The organism is Microbacterium oryzae (assembly GCF_030406385.1).
Lineage (GTDB): Bacteria > Actinomycetota > Actinomycetes > Actinomycetales > Microbacteriaceae > Microbacterium > Microbacterium oryzae_A.
On sequence record NZ_JAUEPM010000001.1, the window covers coordinates 160,184 to 177,860 of the forward strand.

19 protein-coding genes and 2 tRNA genes are annotated in these 17,677 nt (G+C 69.8%); 13 read left to right on the forward strand and 8 right to left on the reverse strand.

Features of this window, described 5'->3' with window-relative positions:
* Nucleotides 1–32 precede the first annotated feature (32 nt).
* From pepN to QWJ90_RS00810, 3 genes are all read left to right on the forward strand, one after another.
* A complete protein-coding gene (pepN, locus tag QWJ90_RS00800) occupies nucleotides 33–2,582 on the forward strand; it encodes an aminopeptidase N (RefSeq protein ID WP_290105688.1) in 2,550 nt (849 codons plus the stop codon).
* 73 nt (nucleotides 2,583–2,655) lie between these two features.
* Entirely contained in the window at nucleotides 2,656–3,708 is a 1,053-nt protein-coding gene (locus QWJ90_RS00805; protein ID WP_290105689.1) for a mechanosensitive ion channel family protein, read from the forward strand.
* Nucleotides 3,705–4,127 (forward strand): globin, encoded by a 423-nt coding sequence (locus QWJ90_RS00810; protein ID WP_290105690.1) that lies wholly within the window; start codon nucleotides 3,705–3,707, stop codon nucleotides 4,125–4,127. Before QWJ90_RS00805 ends, QWJ90_RS00810 begins: the two co-directional genes overlap by 4 nt.
* Before the next feature lie 30 nt (nucleotides 4,128–4,157).
* On the opposite strand, the gene QWJ90_RS00815 is transcribed toward QWJ90_RS00810, so the two are convergent.
* Nucleotides 4,158–4,820 (reverse strand): hypothetical protein, encoded by a 663-nt coding sequence (locus QWJ90_RS00815; RefSeq protein ID WP_290105691.1) that lies wholly within the window; start codon nucleotides 4,818–4,820, stop codon nucleotides 4,158–4,160.
* Between the two features lie 57 nt (nucleotides 4,821–4,877).
* On the opposite strand from QWJ90_RS00815, the gene QWJ90_RS00820 reads away from it, so the two are divergent.
* Entirely contained in the window at nucleotides 4,878–5,726 is an 849-nt protein-coding gene (locus tag QWJ90_RS00820; protein ID WP_290106329.1) for an acyl-CoA thioesterase, read from the forward strand.
* Here QWJ90_RS00820 and sufU read toward each other — a convergent pair.
* From sufU to QWJ90_RS00835, 3 genes are all read right to left on the reverse strand, one after another.
* Nucleotides 5,710–6,147 carry a Fe-S cluster assembly sulfur transfer protein SufU gene (gene sufU / locus QWJ90_RS00825; protein WP_290105692.1) on the reverse strand — a complete coding sequence of 146 codons (438 nt, stop codon included), beginning with the start codon at nucleotides 6,145–6,147 and terminating at the stop codon, nucleotides 5,710–5,712. The two genes, QWJ90_RS00820 and sufU, sit on opposite strands and share 17 nt — an antisense overlap.
* A complete protein-coding gene (locus QWJ90_RS00830; RefSeq protein WP_436836681.1) occupies nucleotides 6,144–7,409 on the reverse strand; it encodes an aminotransferase class V-fold PLP-dependent enzyme in 1,266 nt (421 codons plus the stop codon). The genes sufU and QWJ90_RS00830 overlap by 4 nt, the downstream gene beginning before the upstream one ends.
* Before the next feature lie 62 nt (nucleotides 7,410–7,471).
* Nucleotides 7,472–7,954, reverse strand: a complete 483-nt coding sequence (locus QWJ90_RS00835; protein WP_290105694.1) for an acyl-CoA thioesterase — start codon at nucleotides 7,952–7,954, stop codon at nucleotides 7,472–7,474.
* Nucleotides 7,955–8,334: 380 nt separating this feature from the next.
* Here QWJ90_RS00835 and QWJ90_RS00840 point away from each other — a divergent pair, with 380 nt between their 5' ends.
* The 4 genes from QWJ90_RS00840 to QWJ90_RS00855 all read left to right on the forward strand — a co-directional run bounded on the left by QWJ90_RS00840 (nucleotide 8,335) and on the right by QWJ90_RS00855 (nucleotide 12,591).
* Entirely contained in the window at nucleotides 8,335–9,693 is a 1,359-nt protein-coding gene (locus QWJ90_RS00840; RefSeq protein WP_436836670.1) for a quaternary amine ABC transporter ATP-binding protein, read from the forward strand.
* Nucleotides 9,693–10,613 (forward strand): ABC transporter permease, encoded by a 921-nt coding sequence (locus QWJ90_RS00845; protein WP_290105696.1) that lies wholly within the window; start codon nucleotides 9,693–9,695, stop codon nucleotides 10,611–10,613. The genes QWJ90_RS00840 and QWJ90_RS00845 overlap by 1 nt, the downstream gene beginning before the upstream one ends.
* Before the next feature lie 98 nt (nucleotides 10,614–10,711).
* Nucleotides 10,712–11,599, forward strand: coding sequence for a glycine betaine ABC transporter substrate-binding protein (locus QWJ90_RS00850; RefSeq protein ID WP_290105697.1), 888 nt, complete (start codon nucleotides 10,712–10,714; stop codon nucleotides 11,597–11,599).
* 101 nt (nucleotides 11,600–11,700) lie between these two features.
* The gene (locus QWJ90_RS00855; protein ID WP_290105698.1) at nucleotides 11,701–12,591 is read left to right on the forward strand and encodes a glycine betaine ABC transporter substrate-binding protein; all 891 of its coding nucleotides are present in this window, start codon (nucleotides 11,701–11,703) and stop codon (nucleotides 12,589–12,591) included.
* A 59-nt stretch (nucleotides 12,592–12,650) separates the two neighbouring features.
* Here QWJ90_RS00855 and ettA read toward each other — a convergent pair whose 3' ends face one another.
* The 3 genes from ettA to msrA all read right to left on the reverse strand — a co-directional run bounded on the left by ettA (nucleotide 12,651) and on the right by msrA (nucleotide 15,596).
* Nucleotides 12,651–14,330, reverse strand: coding sequence for an energy-dependent translational throttle protein EttA (gene ettA, locus QWJ90_RS00860; RefSeq protein ID WP_290105699.1), 1,680 nt, complete (start codon nucleotides 14,328–14,330; stop codon nucleotides 12,651–12,653).
* An 89-nt stretch (nucleotides 14,331–14,419) separates the two neighbouring features.
* Nucleotides 14,420–14,905, reverse strand: coding sequence for a single-stranded DNA-binding protein (locus QWJ90_RS00865; RefSeq protein WP_290105700.1), 486 nt, complete (start codon nucleotides 14,903–14,905; stop codon nucleotides 14,420–14,422).
* A 145-nt stretch (nucleotides 14,906–15,050) separates the two neighbouring features.
* Nucleotides 15,051–15,596 (reverse strand): peptide-methionine (S)-S-oxide reductase MsrA, encoded by a 546-nt coding sequence (msrA, locus tag QWJ90_RS00870; protein WP_290105701.1) that lies wholly within the window; start codon nucleotides 15,594–15,596, stop codon nucleotides 15,051–15,053.
* Nucleotides 15,597–15,664: 68 nt separating this feature from the next.
* On the opposite strand from msrA, the gene QWJ90_RS00875 reads away from it, so the two are divergent.
* A complete protein-coding gene (locus tag QWJ90_RS00875; RefSeq protein ID WP_290105702.1) occupies nucleotides 15,665–15,919 on the forward strand; it encodes a hypothetical protein in 255 nt (84 codons plus the stop codon).
* A gap of 9 nt (nucleotides 15,920–15,928) precedes the next feature.
* On the opposite strand, the gene QWJ90_RS00880 is transcribed toward QWJ90_RS00875, so the two are convergent.
* Nucleotides 15,929–16,138: a methyltransferase gene (locus tag QWJ90_RS00880; protein WP_156241040.1), complete on the reverse strand. Its 210-nt coding sequence runs from the start codon at nucleotides 16,136–16,138 to the stop codon at nucleotides 15,929–15,931.
* A gap of 130 nt (nucleotides 16,139–16,268) precedes the next feature.
* Between QWJ90_RS00880 and QWJ90_RS00885 the strand changes: the two genes are divergently transcribed.
* From QWJ90_RS00885 to QWJ90_RS00900, 4 genes are all read left to right on the forward strand, one after another.
* Nucleotides 16,269–16,341, forward strand: a tRNA-Arg gene (locus tag QWJ90_RS00885).
* A 39-nt stretch (nucleotides 16,342–16,380) separates the two neighbouring features.
* Nucleotides 16,381–17,004, forward strand: a complete 624-nt coding sequence (orn, locus tag QWJ90_RS00890; protein ID WP_290105703.1) for an oligoribonuclease — start codon at nucleotides 16,381–16,383, stop codon at nucleotides 17,002–17,004.
* A gap of 38 nt (nucleotides 17,005–17,042) precedes the next feature.
* Nucleotides 17,043–17,118 (forward strand) — tRNA-His (locus QWJ90_RS00895).
* A 209-nt stretch (nucleotides 17,119–17,327) separates the two neighbouring features.
* The gene (locus tag QWJ90_RS00900) at nucleotides 17,328–17,675 is read left to right on the forward strand and encodes a metallopeptidase family protein (RefSeq protein WP_290105704.1); all 348 of its coding nucleotides are present in this window, start codon (nucleotides 17,328–17,330) and stop codon (nucleotides 17,673–17,675) included.
* The last annotated feature ends 2 nt before the right edge of the window (nucleotides 17,676–17,677 follow it).

A 17,677-nucleotide genomic window follows, 5' to 3' on the forward strand; every position in this document is an offset into this window, starting at 1 on the left:
TCTTTCGTCCCCTACCCATGGGAGTGGAACAAGTGCCTGGAGAGAACCTCACCCGCGTCGAGGCGCAGGAGCGCCGCGCGATCGTCGAGACGCAGACGTACGAGATCGCGCTCGACCTGACCAAGGGCGCCGAGGTGTTCGGGTCGCGCAGCGTCGTGCGCTTCGCCGCGACCGCCGGAGCGAGCACCTTCATCGACCTCATCGCGCGGGACGTCCGCGAGATCACGCTGAACGGCCGCGAGATCGACCCCGCCACCGCGTACGCCGACTCGCGCATCCGTCTCGACGACCTCGAGGCCGAGAACGAGCTCGTCGTCGACGCCGACTGCCTCTACACGAACACGGGCGAGGGCCTGCACCGCTTCGTCGACCCCGTCGACGGGGAGGTCTACCTCTACTCGCAGTTCGAGGTGCCCGACTCGCGCCGTGTGTTCGCGGTCTTCGAGCAGCCCGACCTCAAGGCGACGTTCCAGTTCACCGTCACCGCGCCGGCGGCGTGGAAGGTCGTGTCGAACCAGCCGACGCCCGAGCCCATCCCCCACGACGACGGCGTCAACGCCACCTGGGGCTTCGAGCCGACGCCGCGCATCTCGTCCTACATCACCGCGCTCATCGCCGGCCCCTACGAGGAGACGCGCTCCGAGCTCACCTCCGCGTCCGGTCGTGTGATCCCGCTCGGGCTGTTCGCGCGCAAGAGCCTGTGGCAGCACATGGACGCGGACTACGTCTTCGAGAAGACGCGCCAGGGCTTCGCGTACTACGAGGAGAAGTTCGGCTACCCGTACCCCTTCGCGAAGTACGACCAGCTCTTCGTCCCCGAGTTCAACGCCGGGGCGATGGAGAACGCCGGCGCGGTGACCTTCACCGAGACCTACGTCTTCCGCAGCAAGGTCACCGACGCGGTCAAGGAGCGTCGCGTCGTCACGATCCTCCACGAGCTCGCGCACATGTGGTTCGGCGACCTCGTCACGATGAAGTGGTGGAATGACCTCTGGCTGAACGAGTCCTTCGCCGAGTGGGCCTCGACGATCGCCACGGCCGAGGCCACCGAGTGGACCGAGGCCTGGACGACCTTCAACGCGATGGAGAAGACCTGGGCGTACCGCCAGGACCAGCTCCCCTCCACGCACCCGATCGTCGCCGAGATCTCCGACCTCGAGGATGTCCAGGTCAACTTCGACGGCATCACCTACGCCAAGGGCGGCTCGGTTCTCAAGCAGCTGGCCGCGTGGGTGGGCATCGACGCGTTCTTCGAGGGCGTGGGCGCGTACTTCCAGAAGCACGCGTACTCCAACACCACGCTCTCGGACCTGCTCGTCGAGCTCGAGCGCACCAGCGGCCGCGACCTCGGCCCGTGGTCGCGGAAGTGGCTGGAGACGGCGGGCGTGAACACGCTCTCGCCCGTCATCGACGACGACCACGACGGCCGCATCACGCGCTTCGCGATCACGCAGACCGCGCCGGCCGACTACCCCACGATCCGGCCGCACCGCCTCGGCATCGGGTTCTACGACCTCGTCTCGGGCGCGCTCACGCGCACGCACAGCATCGAGATCGACGTCGACGGCGATCTCACCGAGGTTCCCGAGCTGAAGGGCGCGCGCCGCCCCGCGCTCGTGCTGCTCAACGACGCCGATCTCGCGTACGCGAAGATCCGCCTCGACGACCGCAGCCTCGAGACCGCGATCGACCACCTCGCCGACATCGCCGACCCGCTCGCGCGCTCGCTCGTGTGGGGCGCAGCCTGGGATCAGACCCGCGACGCGGAGACCGCGGCGACCGACTACGTCGACCTCGTCCTGCGCAACATCGGGCGCGAGACCGAGTCCACGACCATCCGCACGACCCTCTCGCAGCTGCAGCTGGCGGCGAACAGCTACGTCGCGCCAGAGGCTCGCGAGGAGACCCGCGCGCGGGTCGCCGACGGCCTCTGGGAACTCCTCCAGCGAGCCGAACCGGGCAGCGACCTCCAGCTGCAGCTGACCACGGCGTTCGCGTCGGCCGCGTCGACCGCTGCTCAGTGGGAGCGCGTGCGGGCGCTGCGCGCAGGCGAGAGCGTGCTCGACGGGCTCGAGATCGACACCGACCTCTCCTGGCAGCTCCTCGTCTCGCTCGCCGCCGGCGGCGTCGCGGACGCGGCGGCGATCGACGCGGCGCTGGCCGCCGACAACACCGCGAAGGGCGCCGAGTCCGCCGCCCAGGCGCGCGCGGCCATGCCGTCGGCCGAGGCGAAGGCCGCGGCCTGGGCGTCGCTCGTCGACAGCGACGCGCTGCCGAACACGGTCGTCCGCTCCGCGGCCGCCGGGTTCGTCCACCCGGCCACGCGCGAGCACCTCACGCCGTTCGTCGAGAAGTACTTCGCGATGCTCCTGCCGGTGTGGGAGTCGCGCACCTTCCAGATCGCGTCGTACCTCATCGAGCTGCTGTACCCCGCGCCGCTCGCCAGCGCCGAGCTGCGCCGCGCGACCCGCGCGTGGCTGAGCGAGCACCCCGAGGCGCCCGCGGCCCTGCGTCGCATCGTGGCGGAGAACCTCGCGGGCGTCGAGCGCGCGCTGGCCGCTCAGGAGCGCGACGCGGAGTAGCCCCGTCCGAAGGGTGCCGTGAGTCCCGGTGGATCCCAGGATCCGCCGGGGCTCGCGCCGTACCATCGAGGGGATGATGCTGCCGACAGAGACCACCGACCCCACCGACCTGGGCTTCTGGCAGAACGTCCTCAAAGACCTGGGCGTGTTCGGGCTAGATCTGCTCTGGGCCGCCGCCAACGTCGCCGTCTGCATCTTGATCGCCTGGGTGCTGCGCTTCGTCATCCGACGCGTCGTGAAGCGCATCGTCGAAGGCGCCAAGAGCAGGGCGAAGGTCGACGACACGCGAGCGCTCGAGCGCTCCCCGCTCGCCGCGGTGCGCGTCGTGCAGCGCACCCGCACGCTGGGCTCCATCCTCACGAACGTCGTGAACATCACGATGGTGATCGTCGCGCTCGTCCTGGTGGCCTCGATCCTCGCTCCGAACGTCCTCGCATCGCTGTCGCTCCTCACGGCGGCGGTGGGCGCCGGGCTCGGTTTCGGCGCGCAGAACATCGTCAAGGACGTGCTCAACGGCATCTTCATCGTCGCGGAGGACCAGGTCGGCATCGGCGACGTGGTCGACCTGGGGCTCGCGACCGGCGTGGTGGAGTTCGTGAGCGTGCGCATCACGCATGTCCGCGACGTGAACGGGGTGCTCTGGTACGTGCGGAACGGCGAGATCACCCGCATCGGCAACATGACGCAGGGATGGTCGCGCGTCGTGCTCGACCTCACCCTTCCCAAGGACATCGTCATCGAGGACGTCGAGCACCTGCTGACCGATACCGCACTCGCCCTCGCGCACGATCCGCGCTGGCGATCGCGCGTCATCGGCGAGCCGGAGGTCTGGGGTCTGGAGTCGCTCGAGGGCGACACCCTGGTCATCCGTCTCGTCATCAAGGCCAAGCCCACCGCGAAGGACGACGTGGCGCGGGTGCTGCGCGAGCGGCTGCGAGCGGTGCTCCTCAACGAGGGCATCGACGTCACCGGCATCGCGCGTGCGGTGCTCGAGGGCGCCGAGGGTGCGCTCCGGGTGCGTGGCGCCAACCCGCCGACGCTCACCAGCGAGCTGCCGGAACGACCGACCTGGCGCCCGCGCAGCGGCGCCGCGCAGAGCCAGAGCGAAGAGGAGTCCGGAGCATGAGCGAGCCCAAGAGCCTGCGCCCCCTCGGAGTGGGGACGTTCTACGAGCAGGTGGGCGGGCGCGAGACCTTCGCGAAGCTCGCTGCCGCGTTCTATCGGGGGATCGCCGACGATGAGGTCCTGAAGCCCATGTATCCCGAGGCGGATCTCGCCGCCGCCGAGGAGCGGATGCTGATGTTCCTCGAGCAGTACTGGGGCGGGCCGACCACCTACAGCGAGACGCGCGGCCATCCGCGACTGCGCATGCGCCACGCGGGGTTCCACATCGACCCCGAGGCGCGCGACCGATGGCTCGCGCACATGCGCCGCGCGGTCGACGAGCTCGAGCTCTCCCCCGTGCACGAGGCCACGCTGTGGGACTACCTCGAGCGCGCCGCGCACGCCATGGTCAACACCTTCGAGCCGCAACCGGGGCGCTGACCGCTCGCCTCGTCCCGCGTCGGATCGGCGTCAGCGCGCTCCGGTCTGCCTCACCGCGGTCAGTCCCACCGCGGCCGGGCCGCGCGTGAGGATGTGACCGCGCTCGAGTGTGACGCGCGTCCAGCGGCCAGCCGTGGACACGCGGGCCTCCTCCTCACCGCCGATGAAGCCGAACGAGAACGCCGCGAACGCCACGCCGCGCGGCAGGCCCGCCAGCTCCTCGTCCGGCTCGCCCCAGATGCTGCCCCGCACCGAGCGCACCACGTCCTCGCCGGGTTGTGCGGGCAGCGCGTGAGCGACCGCGGCGATCCCCCACTGGGCGCGGCTCGCGAGCACAGCGGCCGCGATCCCGCCCGCGGGCGTCCAACCGCCGCGCGGCGGCGAGACGCCGGCCCACGCCGGAGCCAGCGCCGTATCGGGCAGCGCGAGCGCGCTCGGCTCCTCGGTCTCCGCGAGGGACGCGACCGTGAGATCGCACTCCAGTTCGGGATCCGCGCGCAGCACTCGCATCGCGAGCACGGTGGGCGTACGGTCGAGGAGCCCCTGCGGCGCGAGCGCGGCGGAGGACATCACGAGGACGCCGCCGGCCGCCTGCAGACGCACCCCCTCGTCGCCGACGCGGGAGGCACGGCCCGCGAAGGTCAGCGCGTCACGCGCGGTCGGGGCATCGGCGAGCAGAAGGCGAGCGGTCACCCGCTCTAAACTAGCAATGTGACCATCGAGCCCCGCCCAGACGACCCGGTCCAGATCATGCTCGACGTGATCGAGCTCGAGCGGATGGCTGCGCGGACGCACGAGGACATCTTCCTCGGGCGCTCGCACTACATGCCAGGCGGACGGGTGTTCGGCGGGCAGGTTCTCTCGCAGGTCGTCGCGGCGGCCGCGCGGACGCTGTCCGACGACCGGTTCGCGCACTCGCTGCACGGCTACTTCCTGCGCCCCGGCGACATGACGAAGGACATCACCTTCGGCGTGGACCGCATCCACGACGGCCGGTCGTTCGCGCGGCGCCGCGTGCAGGGGTATCAGGACGGGGTGCCGATCTTCTCCGGCATCCTCTCCTTTCAGGACGAGGACGAGGGCGTGGAGCATCAGTTGCCGATGCCCGACGTCCCCGGCCCCGAAGACCTGCCGGACCCGGCGGCCGACCCCGAGCGCCACCCGCAGTCTCGGCGGCTGCTGGCGGCGAACCCGATCGAGGTGCGGCACCTCGAGGGAAGCCTCATGGGCCCCGCGCCGGTCGGCGCGCAGCCGACGCAGGCCGTCTGGACGCGCGTGCGGCGCCCGATCGGCGACGACCGGCTCCTCCATCAGGCGGCGCTCGCCTACCTCAGCGACTACACGATCCAGGAGCCGTCGATGCGCGGCGCCGGGCTGTCGTGGGCGGCCCCTGGCCTGAAGGTCGCGAGCCTCGACCACGCGATGTGGTGGCACCGTCCTGCGCGCGCCGACGAGTGGATGCTCTACGTGCAGGAGTCCCCCGGCGCGCAGGGCGGGCGCGGGCTCGCGTTCGGGCGGATCTACGCGCGCTCCGGCGAGCTGGTGGCCTCGGTCGCGCAGGAGATCATGCTGCGGACGCCGGTCACGACGCCTGCTTGAGATCGGCCTCCAGCGCCACCCATCCCAGCATCGCGCACTTGATCCGCATGACGTACTTCGCGACGCCCTGCAGTGCCGCCGCGTCGCCCAGCGCCTCCGATGGCGCGACCGCTCCTCGAGAGCGCAGCATCGTGCGGAACTCGTCGATGAGTGCGAGTGCCTCTTCCCGGGAGGCGTGCTCGAGGAGACCGGTCATGATCGAGGCGGAGGCCATCGAGATCGAGCACCCGTGGCCATCCCATCGCAGGTGCGCGATCGTGCCGTCCCCACCCAAGGTGACGCCCACGGTGATCTCGTCGCCGCACGACGGGTTCAGCTCGTGATGCGTGTGCGCGAGCGGCGTCGGGTCGCCCTTGCCCTCCGGATTGCGGGCGTGATCGAGGATGAGCTCCTGGTAGAGCCCCTGCAGGTCGCCGCTCATCGGTCCGCTCCGAAGAACCCGCGGACCTCGCCCAGCGCGTCGTGCAACGCGGCGATCTCCGCAGAGGTGGTGTAGACCGAGGCGCTCGCACGCGTGGTCGCCGTCAGACCCAGGCTGCGATGCAGCGGCTGCGCGCAGTGATGGCCGGTCCGCACCGTGATGCCGCGGTCGTCGAGGAACTGGCCGACATCATGCGCGTGCACGCCCTGGACGTCGAAGCTCGCGAGCGCCGCGCGGGGTGCCCCCGGAGGCGGGCCGATCAGCCGGACACCGGGCACCGAGACCACGGCGTCGACCAGCTCCGCCGCGAGAGCGTCCTCGTGTGCTCGCACGTTCGCCATCCCGAGCTCCTCCAGGTAGTCGACCGCCGCGCCGAGCCCGACGATCTGCGTGACCGGCTGCGTGCCGGCCTCGAATCGCTGCGGCGCGGGCAGGAACTCCGCCTCCGTCATCGTCACGGTCGTGATCGCCGAGCCGCCCGTGCGCGCCGGCGGGAGCTCGGCGAGGAGCTCCGCCCGCCCGAACAGCACGCCTACACCGTTCGGGCCCAGCATCTTGTGACCGGAGAACGCGGCGAAGTCGACGCCCAGCCGGCCGAGATCCAACGGCAGGTGTGGAGCGGACTGGCAGGCGTCGAGCACGGTGAGCGCTCCCGCCTCCTGCGCGAGCGCGACGATGTCGGCGACCGGGGCGATCATGCCCGTGACGTTGGAGACATGGGCGAACGCGATGACGCGGGTGCGGCTGCTGAGCTGCGCGCGCAGGTCGTCGATCGTCCAGAGGCCGCGCTCGTCCACCGGCACCCAGCGCAGCGCAGCGCCGGTGCGGCGGGCGAGGCGCTGCCAGGGAATGAGGTCGGCGTGGTGCTCGGCCTCCGTGACGAGGATCTCGTCGCCGGGCCGCAGCGCGAAGCGGTCGCCGCCGAGGCCGGCGGAGGCGTCGGACATCCCGAGCGCCACCACGTTCAGCGCGTCGGTGGCACTGGCGGTCCAGACGACCTCCCGCTCCCCCGCTCCGATGAAGGCCGCGACCCGCTCACGCGCGGTCTCGAAGGCGTAGGTGGCCTCCCCGGTGGCGAGGCTCGAGCCGCGGTGAACGGCGGCGTAGTCGCGGCGCGCGAAGTCCGCCTCAGCGGCGATCACCGACTCTGGGCGCTGCGAGGTCGCCGCCGAGTCGAGGTAGACGCGGTCGGGGCGGCCGGCGATGCCGGGGAAGTCCGCGCGGATGTCCTTGCGGACCGGCGCGGGCGAGACGAACGACATGGTGAGCTCCCTGCAGGGCGGGTAGGGCGTCTTCCAGTGTCTCATCCGCCCGCCTCCGCCGCTCAGCGGCGGGTGAACGTCACAGGCTCCTCCACGTACGGCTCCCACGCCGAGCGCATGGCCGGAGTCAGTCGCACGGGGCGGGCGGACTCCACGTCGACGAGCACGACGACCGCATCCGCGCGCGCGTAGATCACGCGCTCCTCCTCGCCCTCGGCGCTGTGCACCTCGTAGCAGACGTCGATGCTGGAGCCGCCGAGGCGGCCGATCCACAGCTGCACGTCCAGAGGCCGATGCCGATACGGCACGGGGTGCAGGTACTCGATGCTCTGCCGCGCGATGAGCGTGGCGACGCCCGTGGGCGAGCCGAGGACCTCCGGGTCGAACACGGCGGTGGCCGGAACGCCGTCGCCCGAGTCCTCCGCGCGGAAGAACGCCCGGCAGCGCGCCTCCTCGAGCAGGCGCAGCATCGCGGCGTTGTTCACATGGCCGAAGGCGTCGAGGTCTCCCCACCGAAGCTGGATGGGGACGTGCACGCGCGTCATCGGGGTCCTCTCCGGGCGGGATCCGGCGTCGGGGGTAACGATCCGGTCACGGTAGCGACCGCCCTTTCGGGCTCGACCATACCGCCTTCTTCCGCACCACGACGCGGAAGTCGGCGGTGCAGGACCGGTCATCGCCGCCCCCCGCTCGAGCACGTGGACGTTGTTATGGTGTCGGAGGCCCGCTTCGCCGCAACAGGAAGCGGGCCGCACCGCCGGCGACGCGTCCGACACGACCGAGCGGTGACCCGCCCAGGACCGCGAATGCCGCTTCAGCGGCGTGCGTATGGCCGACGAGCAGCCGCCCACCCGGACGGCCGCGAGCCAGGTGCCCGAAGCCCGGCCCCTCGTCTGCCCGGACCGCAACCGATGACCGAGCGTGGATGTTGCCTGCCTGGAGATCCCGCGTTCGGCATGTGGAGAACGTGACCGACAACGACACGACCATTGCCCTGCGCGCGGAAGGCCTCTACAAGGTCTTCGGCCGACGTCCGCACGACGCCGTGGAGCGCCTCAGAGCAGGTACCACGCGCGACCAGCTCGAGGGCGCCACCGCGGCCGTCATCGACGCCTCCTTCGAAGTCCGTCGCGGCGAGATCTTCGTCGTCATGGGGCTCTCCGGGTCCGGCAAGTCGACGCTCATCCGCATGCTGAACGGACTGCACGACATCACCGCGGGCACCGTGACGATCAACGGCGAGCCGATCACCGGCATCCCCGGCGCCCGCCTGCGGGAGATCCGGCGCGACCGGATCTCCATGGTGTTCCAGCACTTCGCGCTGCTCCCTCACCGCACGGTGGCGGCGAACGTCGCGTACCCGCTCGAGCTGCAGGGGGTCGGGCGAGCCGAGCGGATGGCCAAGGCCGCCGAGATCCTGGAGCTGGTCGGGCTCTCGGGCTGGGGAGACAAGCTGCCCGCTCAGCTCTCCGGCGGCATGCAGCAGCGCGTCGGCATCGCCCGCGCCCTCGCCGCGGACACCGACATCCTGCTCATGGATGAGGCCTTCAGCGCGCTCGACCCGCTCATCCGACGCGAAATGCAGGACCAGCTGCTGGAGCTCCAGCAGCGCCTCGGCAAGACCATCGTCTTCATCACGCACGACCTCAACGAGGCGATGCACCTCGGCGACCGCATCGCCGTGATGCGCGACGGCCGCATCGTGCAGATCGGAACGCCCGAGGACATCCTCACCGATCCCGCGAACGACTACGTCGAGCAGTTCGTGCAGGACGTCGACCGCGCGCGGGTGCTCACCGCGGGTAACGTCATGGAGCGGCCGCGCCCGGTCGTCGCGGAGAGCGCGGGCCCGCGTACGGCGCTGCGCACCATGCGCGACGCGTACACCTCCGCGACGTACGTCGTCGGCCGCGACCGCCGGCTCCTCGGCATCATCTCCGACCGCGACGCGATGAAACTCGTCCGCAAGGGCGAGAGCGCGCTGGCGAGCATCCTGAAGCCGGTGCCGCAGGCCGTGAGCGAGGACGACGTCCTGATGGACCTCTTCGTGCCGGCCGTGGAGTCGCCGCTGCCGCTCGCGGTGACCGACGGCAACGGGCGTCTCGTCGGCGTCATCCCGCGCGTCACCCTGCTCGCCGCCCTCGGCCCCGGCCCTGGCGCCACAGAGGAGATCACCTTGCCCCTGCGTCCCGTCCCGACGACCGTGATCGACCAGCTCCTCGCGGAGACGGATCCGGACGGCGCCGTCGAAGGCGGAGCCCGCGAGCCGGAGGGGGTGCGCTGATGGACGGCTTCATCCGCCTCCCGCTCGGTGACGTCGTCGCCGAGGCCATCCAGTGGGTCGTCGACAACCTGGGCGGCCTGTTCGATGTGATCCGCGCGGTCTTCGTCGGCATGTACGACGCCCTCGCGCTCGTGTTCGGCGCCCCCTCGTTCTGGATCGTCGCAGCCATTGCCCTCGTCATCGGCGTCCTCGCCCGCGGCTGGGTGTTCGGCATCGGCTCCGGTGTCGGTCTCCTCCTGATCGCCGCCGTGGACCAGTGGGACAATGCGATGAGCTCCCTCGCGCTCATCATCGTCGCGACGGTGTGGGCGCTCGTGCTCAGCATCCCGCTCGGAATCGCGGCGGCGAAGAGCGACCTCGTGTCGAAGGTCCTGCGCCCGGTGCTCGACTTCCTGCAGACGATGCCCGCCTTCGTGTACCTGATCCCCGCGCTGCTGCTGTTCCGCGTGGGCGTCGCGCCCGGCATCTTCGCGACCATCGTGTTCGCCATGGCCCCCGGCGTCCGGCTCACCGAGCTCGGCATCCGCGGCGTGGACCGCGAGGTCGTCGAGGCCGGCCACGCGTTCGGCTCCACCGGCGGACGCATCCTCCGCCAGATCCAGCTGCCACTGGCCCTGCCGACCATCATGGCCGGCGTCAACCAGGTGATCATGCTGGCGCTGTCGATGGTGGTCATCGCCGGCATGGTGGGCGCGGGCGGCCTCGGTGGCGACGTCGTCGCCTCGCTGAACCGTCTCGACACCGCTCTCGGCGTGGAAGCGGGCCTCTCCGTGGTCATCCTCGCGATCATCCTCGACCGGCTGACCGGCTCGTTCGGCAAGCGGATGGGCCTGCTCGCGCAGCTGAAGGCGACGCGCGCCGCGCGCGCCGACCGCGCCGCAACCGCTGATCGGGCAGAGCCCGTCGCCGTCGCGGCCTGAACTCACACACCTGCGGAGCCGCACGGCTTCGTCGCATCGGAACGCACGCCGATGCAGGCGGCGCGGAGAGACTCTCCCGCCGAGGAAGGAACACACGCATGACCAAGCGCATTCTCGCTTTCACCGCTCTCACCGCCACGGCGGCGCTGGCCCTCACCGGCTGCGCGGGCTCGGACGAGGCCGCCGGCGACGACGACTCGAAGGGCAGCATCACGATCGCCGTCTTCAACGGCTGGGACGAGGGCGTCGCCACCTCCGAGCTGTGGAAGGCCGTCCTGGAGAACGAGGGGTACGACGTCGAGCTGGAGTACGCCGACGTGGCGCCGCTCTTCACGGGGCTCTCGACGGGCGACTACGACTTCACGACCGACGTGTGGCTGCCCGTCACCCACGCCTCCTACCTGGAGAAGTTCGGCGACTCCATCGAGGAGCTCGGCGCGTGGAATGACGAGTCGCGCCTCACCGTGGCGGTCAACTCCGACGCTCCGATCGACTCGCTCTCGGAGCTCGCCGACAGCGCGGGTGAGTTCGGCGACCAGATCGTCGGCATCGAGCCGGGTGCGGGCCTGACGCTCACCATGGACGAGTCCGTGATCCCGACCTACGGCCTGGAGGACATGGACTTCACGACGTCCTCCACCGCGGCGATGCTCACCGAGCTCGAGGCGGCCGAGCAGTCGGGCGAGAACATCGTCGTGACGCTGTGGGAGCCGCACTGGGCGTACGGCGCCTACGACATCAAGAACCTCGAGGACCCGGAGGGCGCACTCGGCGACGCCGAGAGCCTCTACTCCTACGGCCGCGAGGGCTTCGGCGATGACTTCCCCGAGGTGGCCGAGTGGCTGTCGAACTTCCAGATGGACCTCGACACGCTGTACGACCTTGAGAACCTCCTCTTCGTCGAGAACGACACCGACGACTACGCGCCGCTGATCGACCAGTGGATCGAAGACAACCAGGAGTACGTGGACTCGCTCACCAGCTGAGCTCGCACGCTCGTCACGACAGGGCCGCCCTCGCGGTTTACGCGAGGGCGGCCCTGTGCATACGCGCACGCGCTGTGCGCACGATCGACAAGGAGAACACGATGAAGAACACCACCACCAGGATGCTCGCCGCCGGCTCCCTCACGGCCGTCACCGCGCTCGCTCTCGCGGGCTGCTCGGGCGGTGAGGCCGCCTCCGACGACCGCGGCGAGGAGGTGACGATCGCGGTGTTCAACGGATGGGCGGAGTCCATGGTCTCGAGCGAGCTCTGGAAGGCTGTCCTCGAGCAGAAGGGGTACGACGTGGAACTCGTCCCCGCCGATCCTGCTCCCGTATTCGCAGGCCTCGCCAGCGGCGACTACGATCTCGCCACGCAGGTGTCGCTGCCGACGCTGCACGCGGACTACGTCGCCCAGTTCGGCGACGCGCTCGAGGATCTCGGCGCGTGGTACGACAAGTCCTCGATCACCGTCGCGGTGAACGAGGACGCTCCCATCGACTCGCTCGACGAGTTCCTGGACAACGCAGACGCATTCGGCAATCGCATCGTCGGCATCGAGGCGGGAGCGGGTCAGACCCAGCTCATGGAGAGCGACGTGCTCCCCGGGTACGGGCTGGAGAGTGTGGACTTCCCGACGTCGTCGACGCCGGCGATGCTGGCGGAGCTCGATGCGGCCATCTCGAACGGCGAGAACATCGCCGTCTCGCTGTGGGAACCGCACTGGGCGTACGCGGTCTATCCGCTCAAGAACCTCGAGGACCCGAAGGGCCTGCTCGGGGAGCCGGAGCTGCTGCACACCTTCGCTCGGGAGGGGTTCTCCGACGATCACGCCGAGGTCGCCGGATGGCTGCGGGACTTCCAGATGGACGAGGAGCGGCTGCTGGACCTGGAGGAGCTCCTCTTCGTGGACAACGACACCGACGAGTACGGCCCGATCGTCGACGCGTGGATCGAGGAGAACCAGGACTACGTGGACTCGCTCACCAGCTGACGCGAGAACGACGAAGGCCGCCCCGTTCGCCGGGGCGGCCTTCGTCGTTCTCGCTGTGATCAGTCGCGCGTGAGCTTGCGGTGCGTCGCGCGGTGCGGTCGGGCGGCATCGGCGCCGAGCCGCTCGATCTTGTTCGCCTCGTACGCCTCGAAGTTGCCCTCGAACCAGTGCCACTGGGCCGGGTTCTCGTCGGTTCCCTCGTAGGCGAGGATGTGCGTGGCGATGCGGTCGAGGAACCACCGGTCGTGGGTGATGACCACGGCGCAGCCGGGGAACTCGAGCAGTGCGTTCTCGAGCGATCCCAGCGTCTCCACGTCGAGGTCGTTCGTCGGCTCGTCGAGGAGGAGCAGGTTGCCGCCCTCCTTGAGGGTGAGCGCGAGGTTCAACCGGTTGCGCTCGCCGCCGGAGAGGACGCCGGCCTTCTTCTGCTGGTCCGGCCCCTTGAAGCCGAACTTCGACACGTAGGCGCGCGAGGGGATCTCGGTCTTGCCGACCGTGATGTAGTCGAGCCCGTCGGAGACGACCTCCCACAGCGTCTTCTCGGGGTCGATGTTCGCGCGCGACTGGTCGACGTAGCTGATCTTGACCGTCTCGCCGATCTTGAGATCGCCGCCGTCGAGGGGCTCCAGCCCGACGATCGTCTTGAACAGCGTGGTCTTGCCGACGCCGTTCGGACCGATGACGCCGACGATGCCGTTCGGCGGCAGGCTGAACGAGAGGCCGTCGATGAGCGTGCGCGCGTCGAAGCCCTTCTCGAGCTTCTTCGCCTCGATGACGACCGATCCCAGACGCGGGCCCGCGGGGATTTGGATCTCCTCGAAGTCGAGCTTCCGCGTGCGCTCGGCCTCGTTCGCCATCTCCTCGTAGCGCGCCAGACGCGCCTTCGACTTCGCCTGGCGGCCCTTCGCGTTCGAGCGGACCCACTCCAGCTCCTCCTTGAGGCGCTTCTGGAGCTTGGCGTCCTTCTTGCCCTGGACATCGAGGCGCTCGGCCTTCTTCTCCAGGTAGGTCGAGTAGTTGCCCTCGTAGGGGTAGAGCCGGCCGCGGTCGACCTCGGCGATCCACTCCGCGACGTGGTCGAGGAAGTACCGATCGTGGGTGATCGCGATGACCGCGCCCTTGTACGCCTGCAGGTGCTGCTCGAGCCAGAGCACGCTCTCGGCGTCGAGGTGGTTGGTGGGCTCGTCGAGGAGCAGCAGGTCGGGCTTCTGCAGCAGCAGCTTCGCCAGCGCCACGCGGCGCTTCTCGCCACCGGAGAGCGGCGCGATGGCGGCGTCGCCGGGCGGCGTGCGCAGAGCGTCCATCGCCTGCTCCAGCTGCGAATCGAGGTCCCAGCCGTCGGCGGCGTCGATCTCCTCCTGCAGCGTGCCCATCTCGGCCAGCAGCGCGTCGAAGTCCGCGTCGGGCTCGGCCATGAGCGCGGAGATCTCATTGAAGCGATCGAGCTTGGCCTTGATGGCGATGCCGTCCTGGATGTTCTCCAGCACGGTCTTCGACTCGTCGAGCTCCGGCTCCTGCATGAGGATGCCGACCGAGAAGCCCGGGGTGAGCTTCGCGTCGCCGTTGGAGGGCTGGTCGAGACCGGCCATGATCTTGAGGATCGTCGACTTGCCGGCGCCGTTCGGGCCGACCATGCCGATCTTCGCGCCGGGCAGGAACGACATGGTCACGTCGTCGAGGATGAGCTTGTCGCCCACCGTCTTGCGGGCGCGCACCATTTGGTAGATGTATTCAGCCATTTGAGGTCCAGTCTAGAGGGCCATGGCTGAGCAGCGGATGGCCCGCGCCGGTGAGCAGGCCGACAGGGGACGTCGACGCGGGCGGCCGCTCAGAACGGGGAGAGCTCGCGCTCCGCCTCCTCTCCGAGCATCTCCGGTTCGCCGAGCGGCGCCGTGCTCCACGCCATGTCCGGCTCCTGCGTCTGCTCGGGCTCCTCCCGCCGGATCTCGCCGCCCGCGGCGTTCTTGGAGTACGAGACCGTGCCGAAGAGGAGGTCGACCGCGAGGTTGTCGGCGGTGATCTCCACGTCGGTGCCCTTGGCGCCCTTGTCGTTCTCCCACGGGCGCACCCGGAGCCGCCCGGTGACCAGCACGCGCATGCCCTTCGACAGCGACAGGGCGCCGTTGGACGCGAGGGACCTGAACGCCGACACCTTGTAGAAGTTCGGCGGGTCCTCGACCCACCCCGCCTTCTCGCGGACGTAGCGCCGGGGATTCGTCGCCAGACGGAAGCGAAGGACGGCGGTGCCGTCGGCGAGCGTGGTGGACGTCGGGTCGTTCGTGATGTTGCCCACCACCACGATCTGATCGGTCATGGGGATCCCTTCCGCCGGGGACGATCCCCGACTGCATCCAGCACACCGCCTGCGAGAGTCCGGCGGAGCGGGCGGCGGGGATCTGTGGATGCAGCGAACCCCTCCGCACCGCTGTGCACGCGGTGTCGGAGGGGTTCGCAGGATCTCAGGCGGCGTACTGCGCGAAGCGCGCGCGGACCTTGTTCACCTTGGGCGCGGCCACCGCGAGGCAGTACCCCTGCGTCGGGTTCTTCGCGAAGAAGTCCTGGTGGTAGTCCTCAGCGTCGTAGAAGTCGCCGAGGGGATCGATGCGCGTGACGATCGTGCCCTCCTCATCGCCGATGGGCGCGTCCCAGATCTCCGCGGCGCGCTCACGCGCCGCCTCGAACAGCTCACGCTGCTCGTCGCTCTCGTAGAACATCGCGCTGCGGTACTGGGTGCCCCGATCCGCGCCCTGATGGTTCAGCTGACGCGGGTCGTGCATCGTGAAGAACGCGTCGAGGATGATGTCGGGCGCGATGACCTCGGGATCGAACGTCACCTTCACCGCCTCGGCGTGCCCGGTCGCGCCCGTGCACACCTGCTCGTAAGTGGGATGGGGGCGTCGGCCACCCGTGTATCCGGACACGACGGACGAGACGCCTCGCAGCGCTCGATACGCGGCATCCAGACACCAGAAGCAGCCGCCGGCGATGACGTACGTCTCGGTCATGTGCACTCCTCAGAACGAATGTCGGAACCCCCTCCTATCGTCGCAGAGAAGCTCAGGAGGGATCACCGATGACCAACGCCGCCGTCGCCGCCGCCATTCCCCTCGCGCCCCCGGCTGTCCGCCGCGGACGTCTCACGCGCGCGGGTGCCGCGCTGTGGCGGGTCGTCGCTCCCGACGGGCGCGTCGCCGGCCACCTGCGCGCGCTCGAGTCCGACGCCGGCATGCGCTACCGAGCGGAACGACTCCGTGCGGGGGCGCTCGTCGCCGTCGGCGAATTCTGGACCCCCGACGAAGCGGTCGAGACGCTCCTGCTGTCGCGCTGAGCGCGCGGCTCAGTGCCTCCGGAACTCCGGGCGCTCCGCGCCCGGCTTCAGGTGCGCGTGCAGCGCGCGCTTCGCGATCTCGAGCTGCGGGTAGGTGCCGACCGCCCGGTCTGCGCCGACCATCCGCACCTCGTACTGGCCGTCAACCTCTCGGATCGACCCGACGGCCCCGACCGGACCGTGCGCGACCCACAGTCGACTCGTTCGCGTGATCGTCATCTTCGTCCCCCTCCGCTGACTGCCCCACCTTCGACGATACGAGCAGAACGGGCCGCGCACCAGGGCTTCAGCTGCAGCCCGCAGGCGGTCGAGATGACGCACCGGGCCGGACTCGGTAACCTGGGACCGACCCCCAGTAGCTCAGTGGATAGAGCAACGAACTTCTAATTCGCAGGCCGCACGTTCGAATCGTGCCTGGGGGACCGAGAGCCGAGTGTCCGCCCCGTCGATAGGCTGGGGGGATGTCAGGTGCCTCCGAGAACGACAGACTCGTCTGGATCGACTGCGAGATGACCGGCCTCGACCTCGCGGTCGATGAGCTCGTCGAGATCGCGATCGTCGTGACCGACTTCGAGCTGCGCATCCTCGACCCCGGATTCCAGGCGGTCATCAAACCGACCGAGGCGGCCCTCGAGAACATGGGCGACTTCGTGACGGAGATGCACCGCAAGTCGGGGCTCCTCGAGGAGATCCCCGGGGGCGTGAGCCTCGCCGAGGCCGAGCGGCTGTCGCTGGAGTACATCCGGCGCTTCGTCCCCCTCGAGCGCAAGGCGCCCCTGGCCGGCAACACCATCGGCACCGACCGGATGTTCCTCGCCCGCTACATGCCGGCGGTCGACGGCTACCTGCACTACCGCAACGTCGACGTGTCCAGCATCAAGGAGCTGTCGCGCCGGTGGTACCCGCGGGCGTATTTCCAGGCTCCGGCGAAGGACGGCGGACATCGCGCGCTGGCGGACATCCTCGAGTCCGTCCGCGAGCTGGAGTACTACCGCCGCGCGGTGTTCGTCGCCGATGGACCGACCTCCGAGGAGGCGCGACAGGTCGCCGCCGACGTCGTGTCGTCATTCACTCCGAACGTATGACAGAATAGAGAAGTTGCCCCGGCAGGCCGGGACACATGGTGGCTGTAGCTCAGCTGGTAGAGCACCGCGTTGTGGTCGCGGGGGTCGCGGGTTCAAGCCCCGTCAGCCACCCCAATGAGGCGAGGTTCGATTCTCGGCGAGAGGGAGCGCTCTCGGTCCGGGTTCGAACCTCGCCTTTCTTCACCTCGGGAGAGCGCGAGCTCTCGCGGTCTTCGCCACCTCGCCGGCCCGCTCGCCTCGGCGCCGAACGGAGCGGCCATCCGCGCCCAGGGCGGCGTTCTGACGACGCCGCAGTGACGAGTGATGGCTAGACTCGGAAGCCGATGATGGACATGGACGCCGACGCCTTCGAGGCCCTCGTGGTGGATGAGCTGGATCAGCTGCCCGACGAGATGGTCGACGGCCTGGACAACGTCGTGTTCGTCGTCGAGGACCGCTCCGACGACGGCGAGGAGCTGCTGGGTCTGTACGACGGGCTCGCCGTCACCGAGCGCGACCGCTACGGCATGGGCGAGCTGCCGGACCGCATCATCGTCTTCCGCGAGGCGCACCTGGAGCGGTGCACCTCGGAGCGCGAGCTTCGCGACGAGGTGCACACGACGCTCGTGCACGAGATCGCTCACTTCTACGGCATCGACGACGCCCGGCTCCACGAGCTGGGATGGGCGTGACC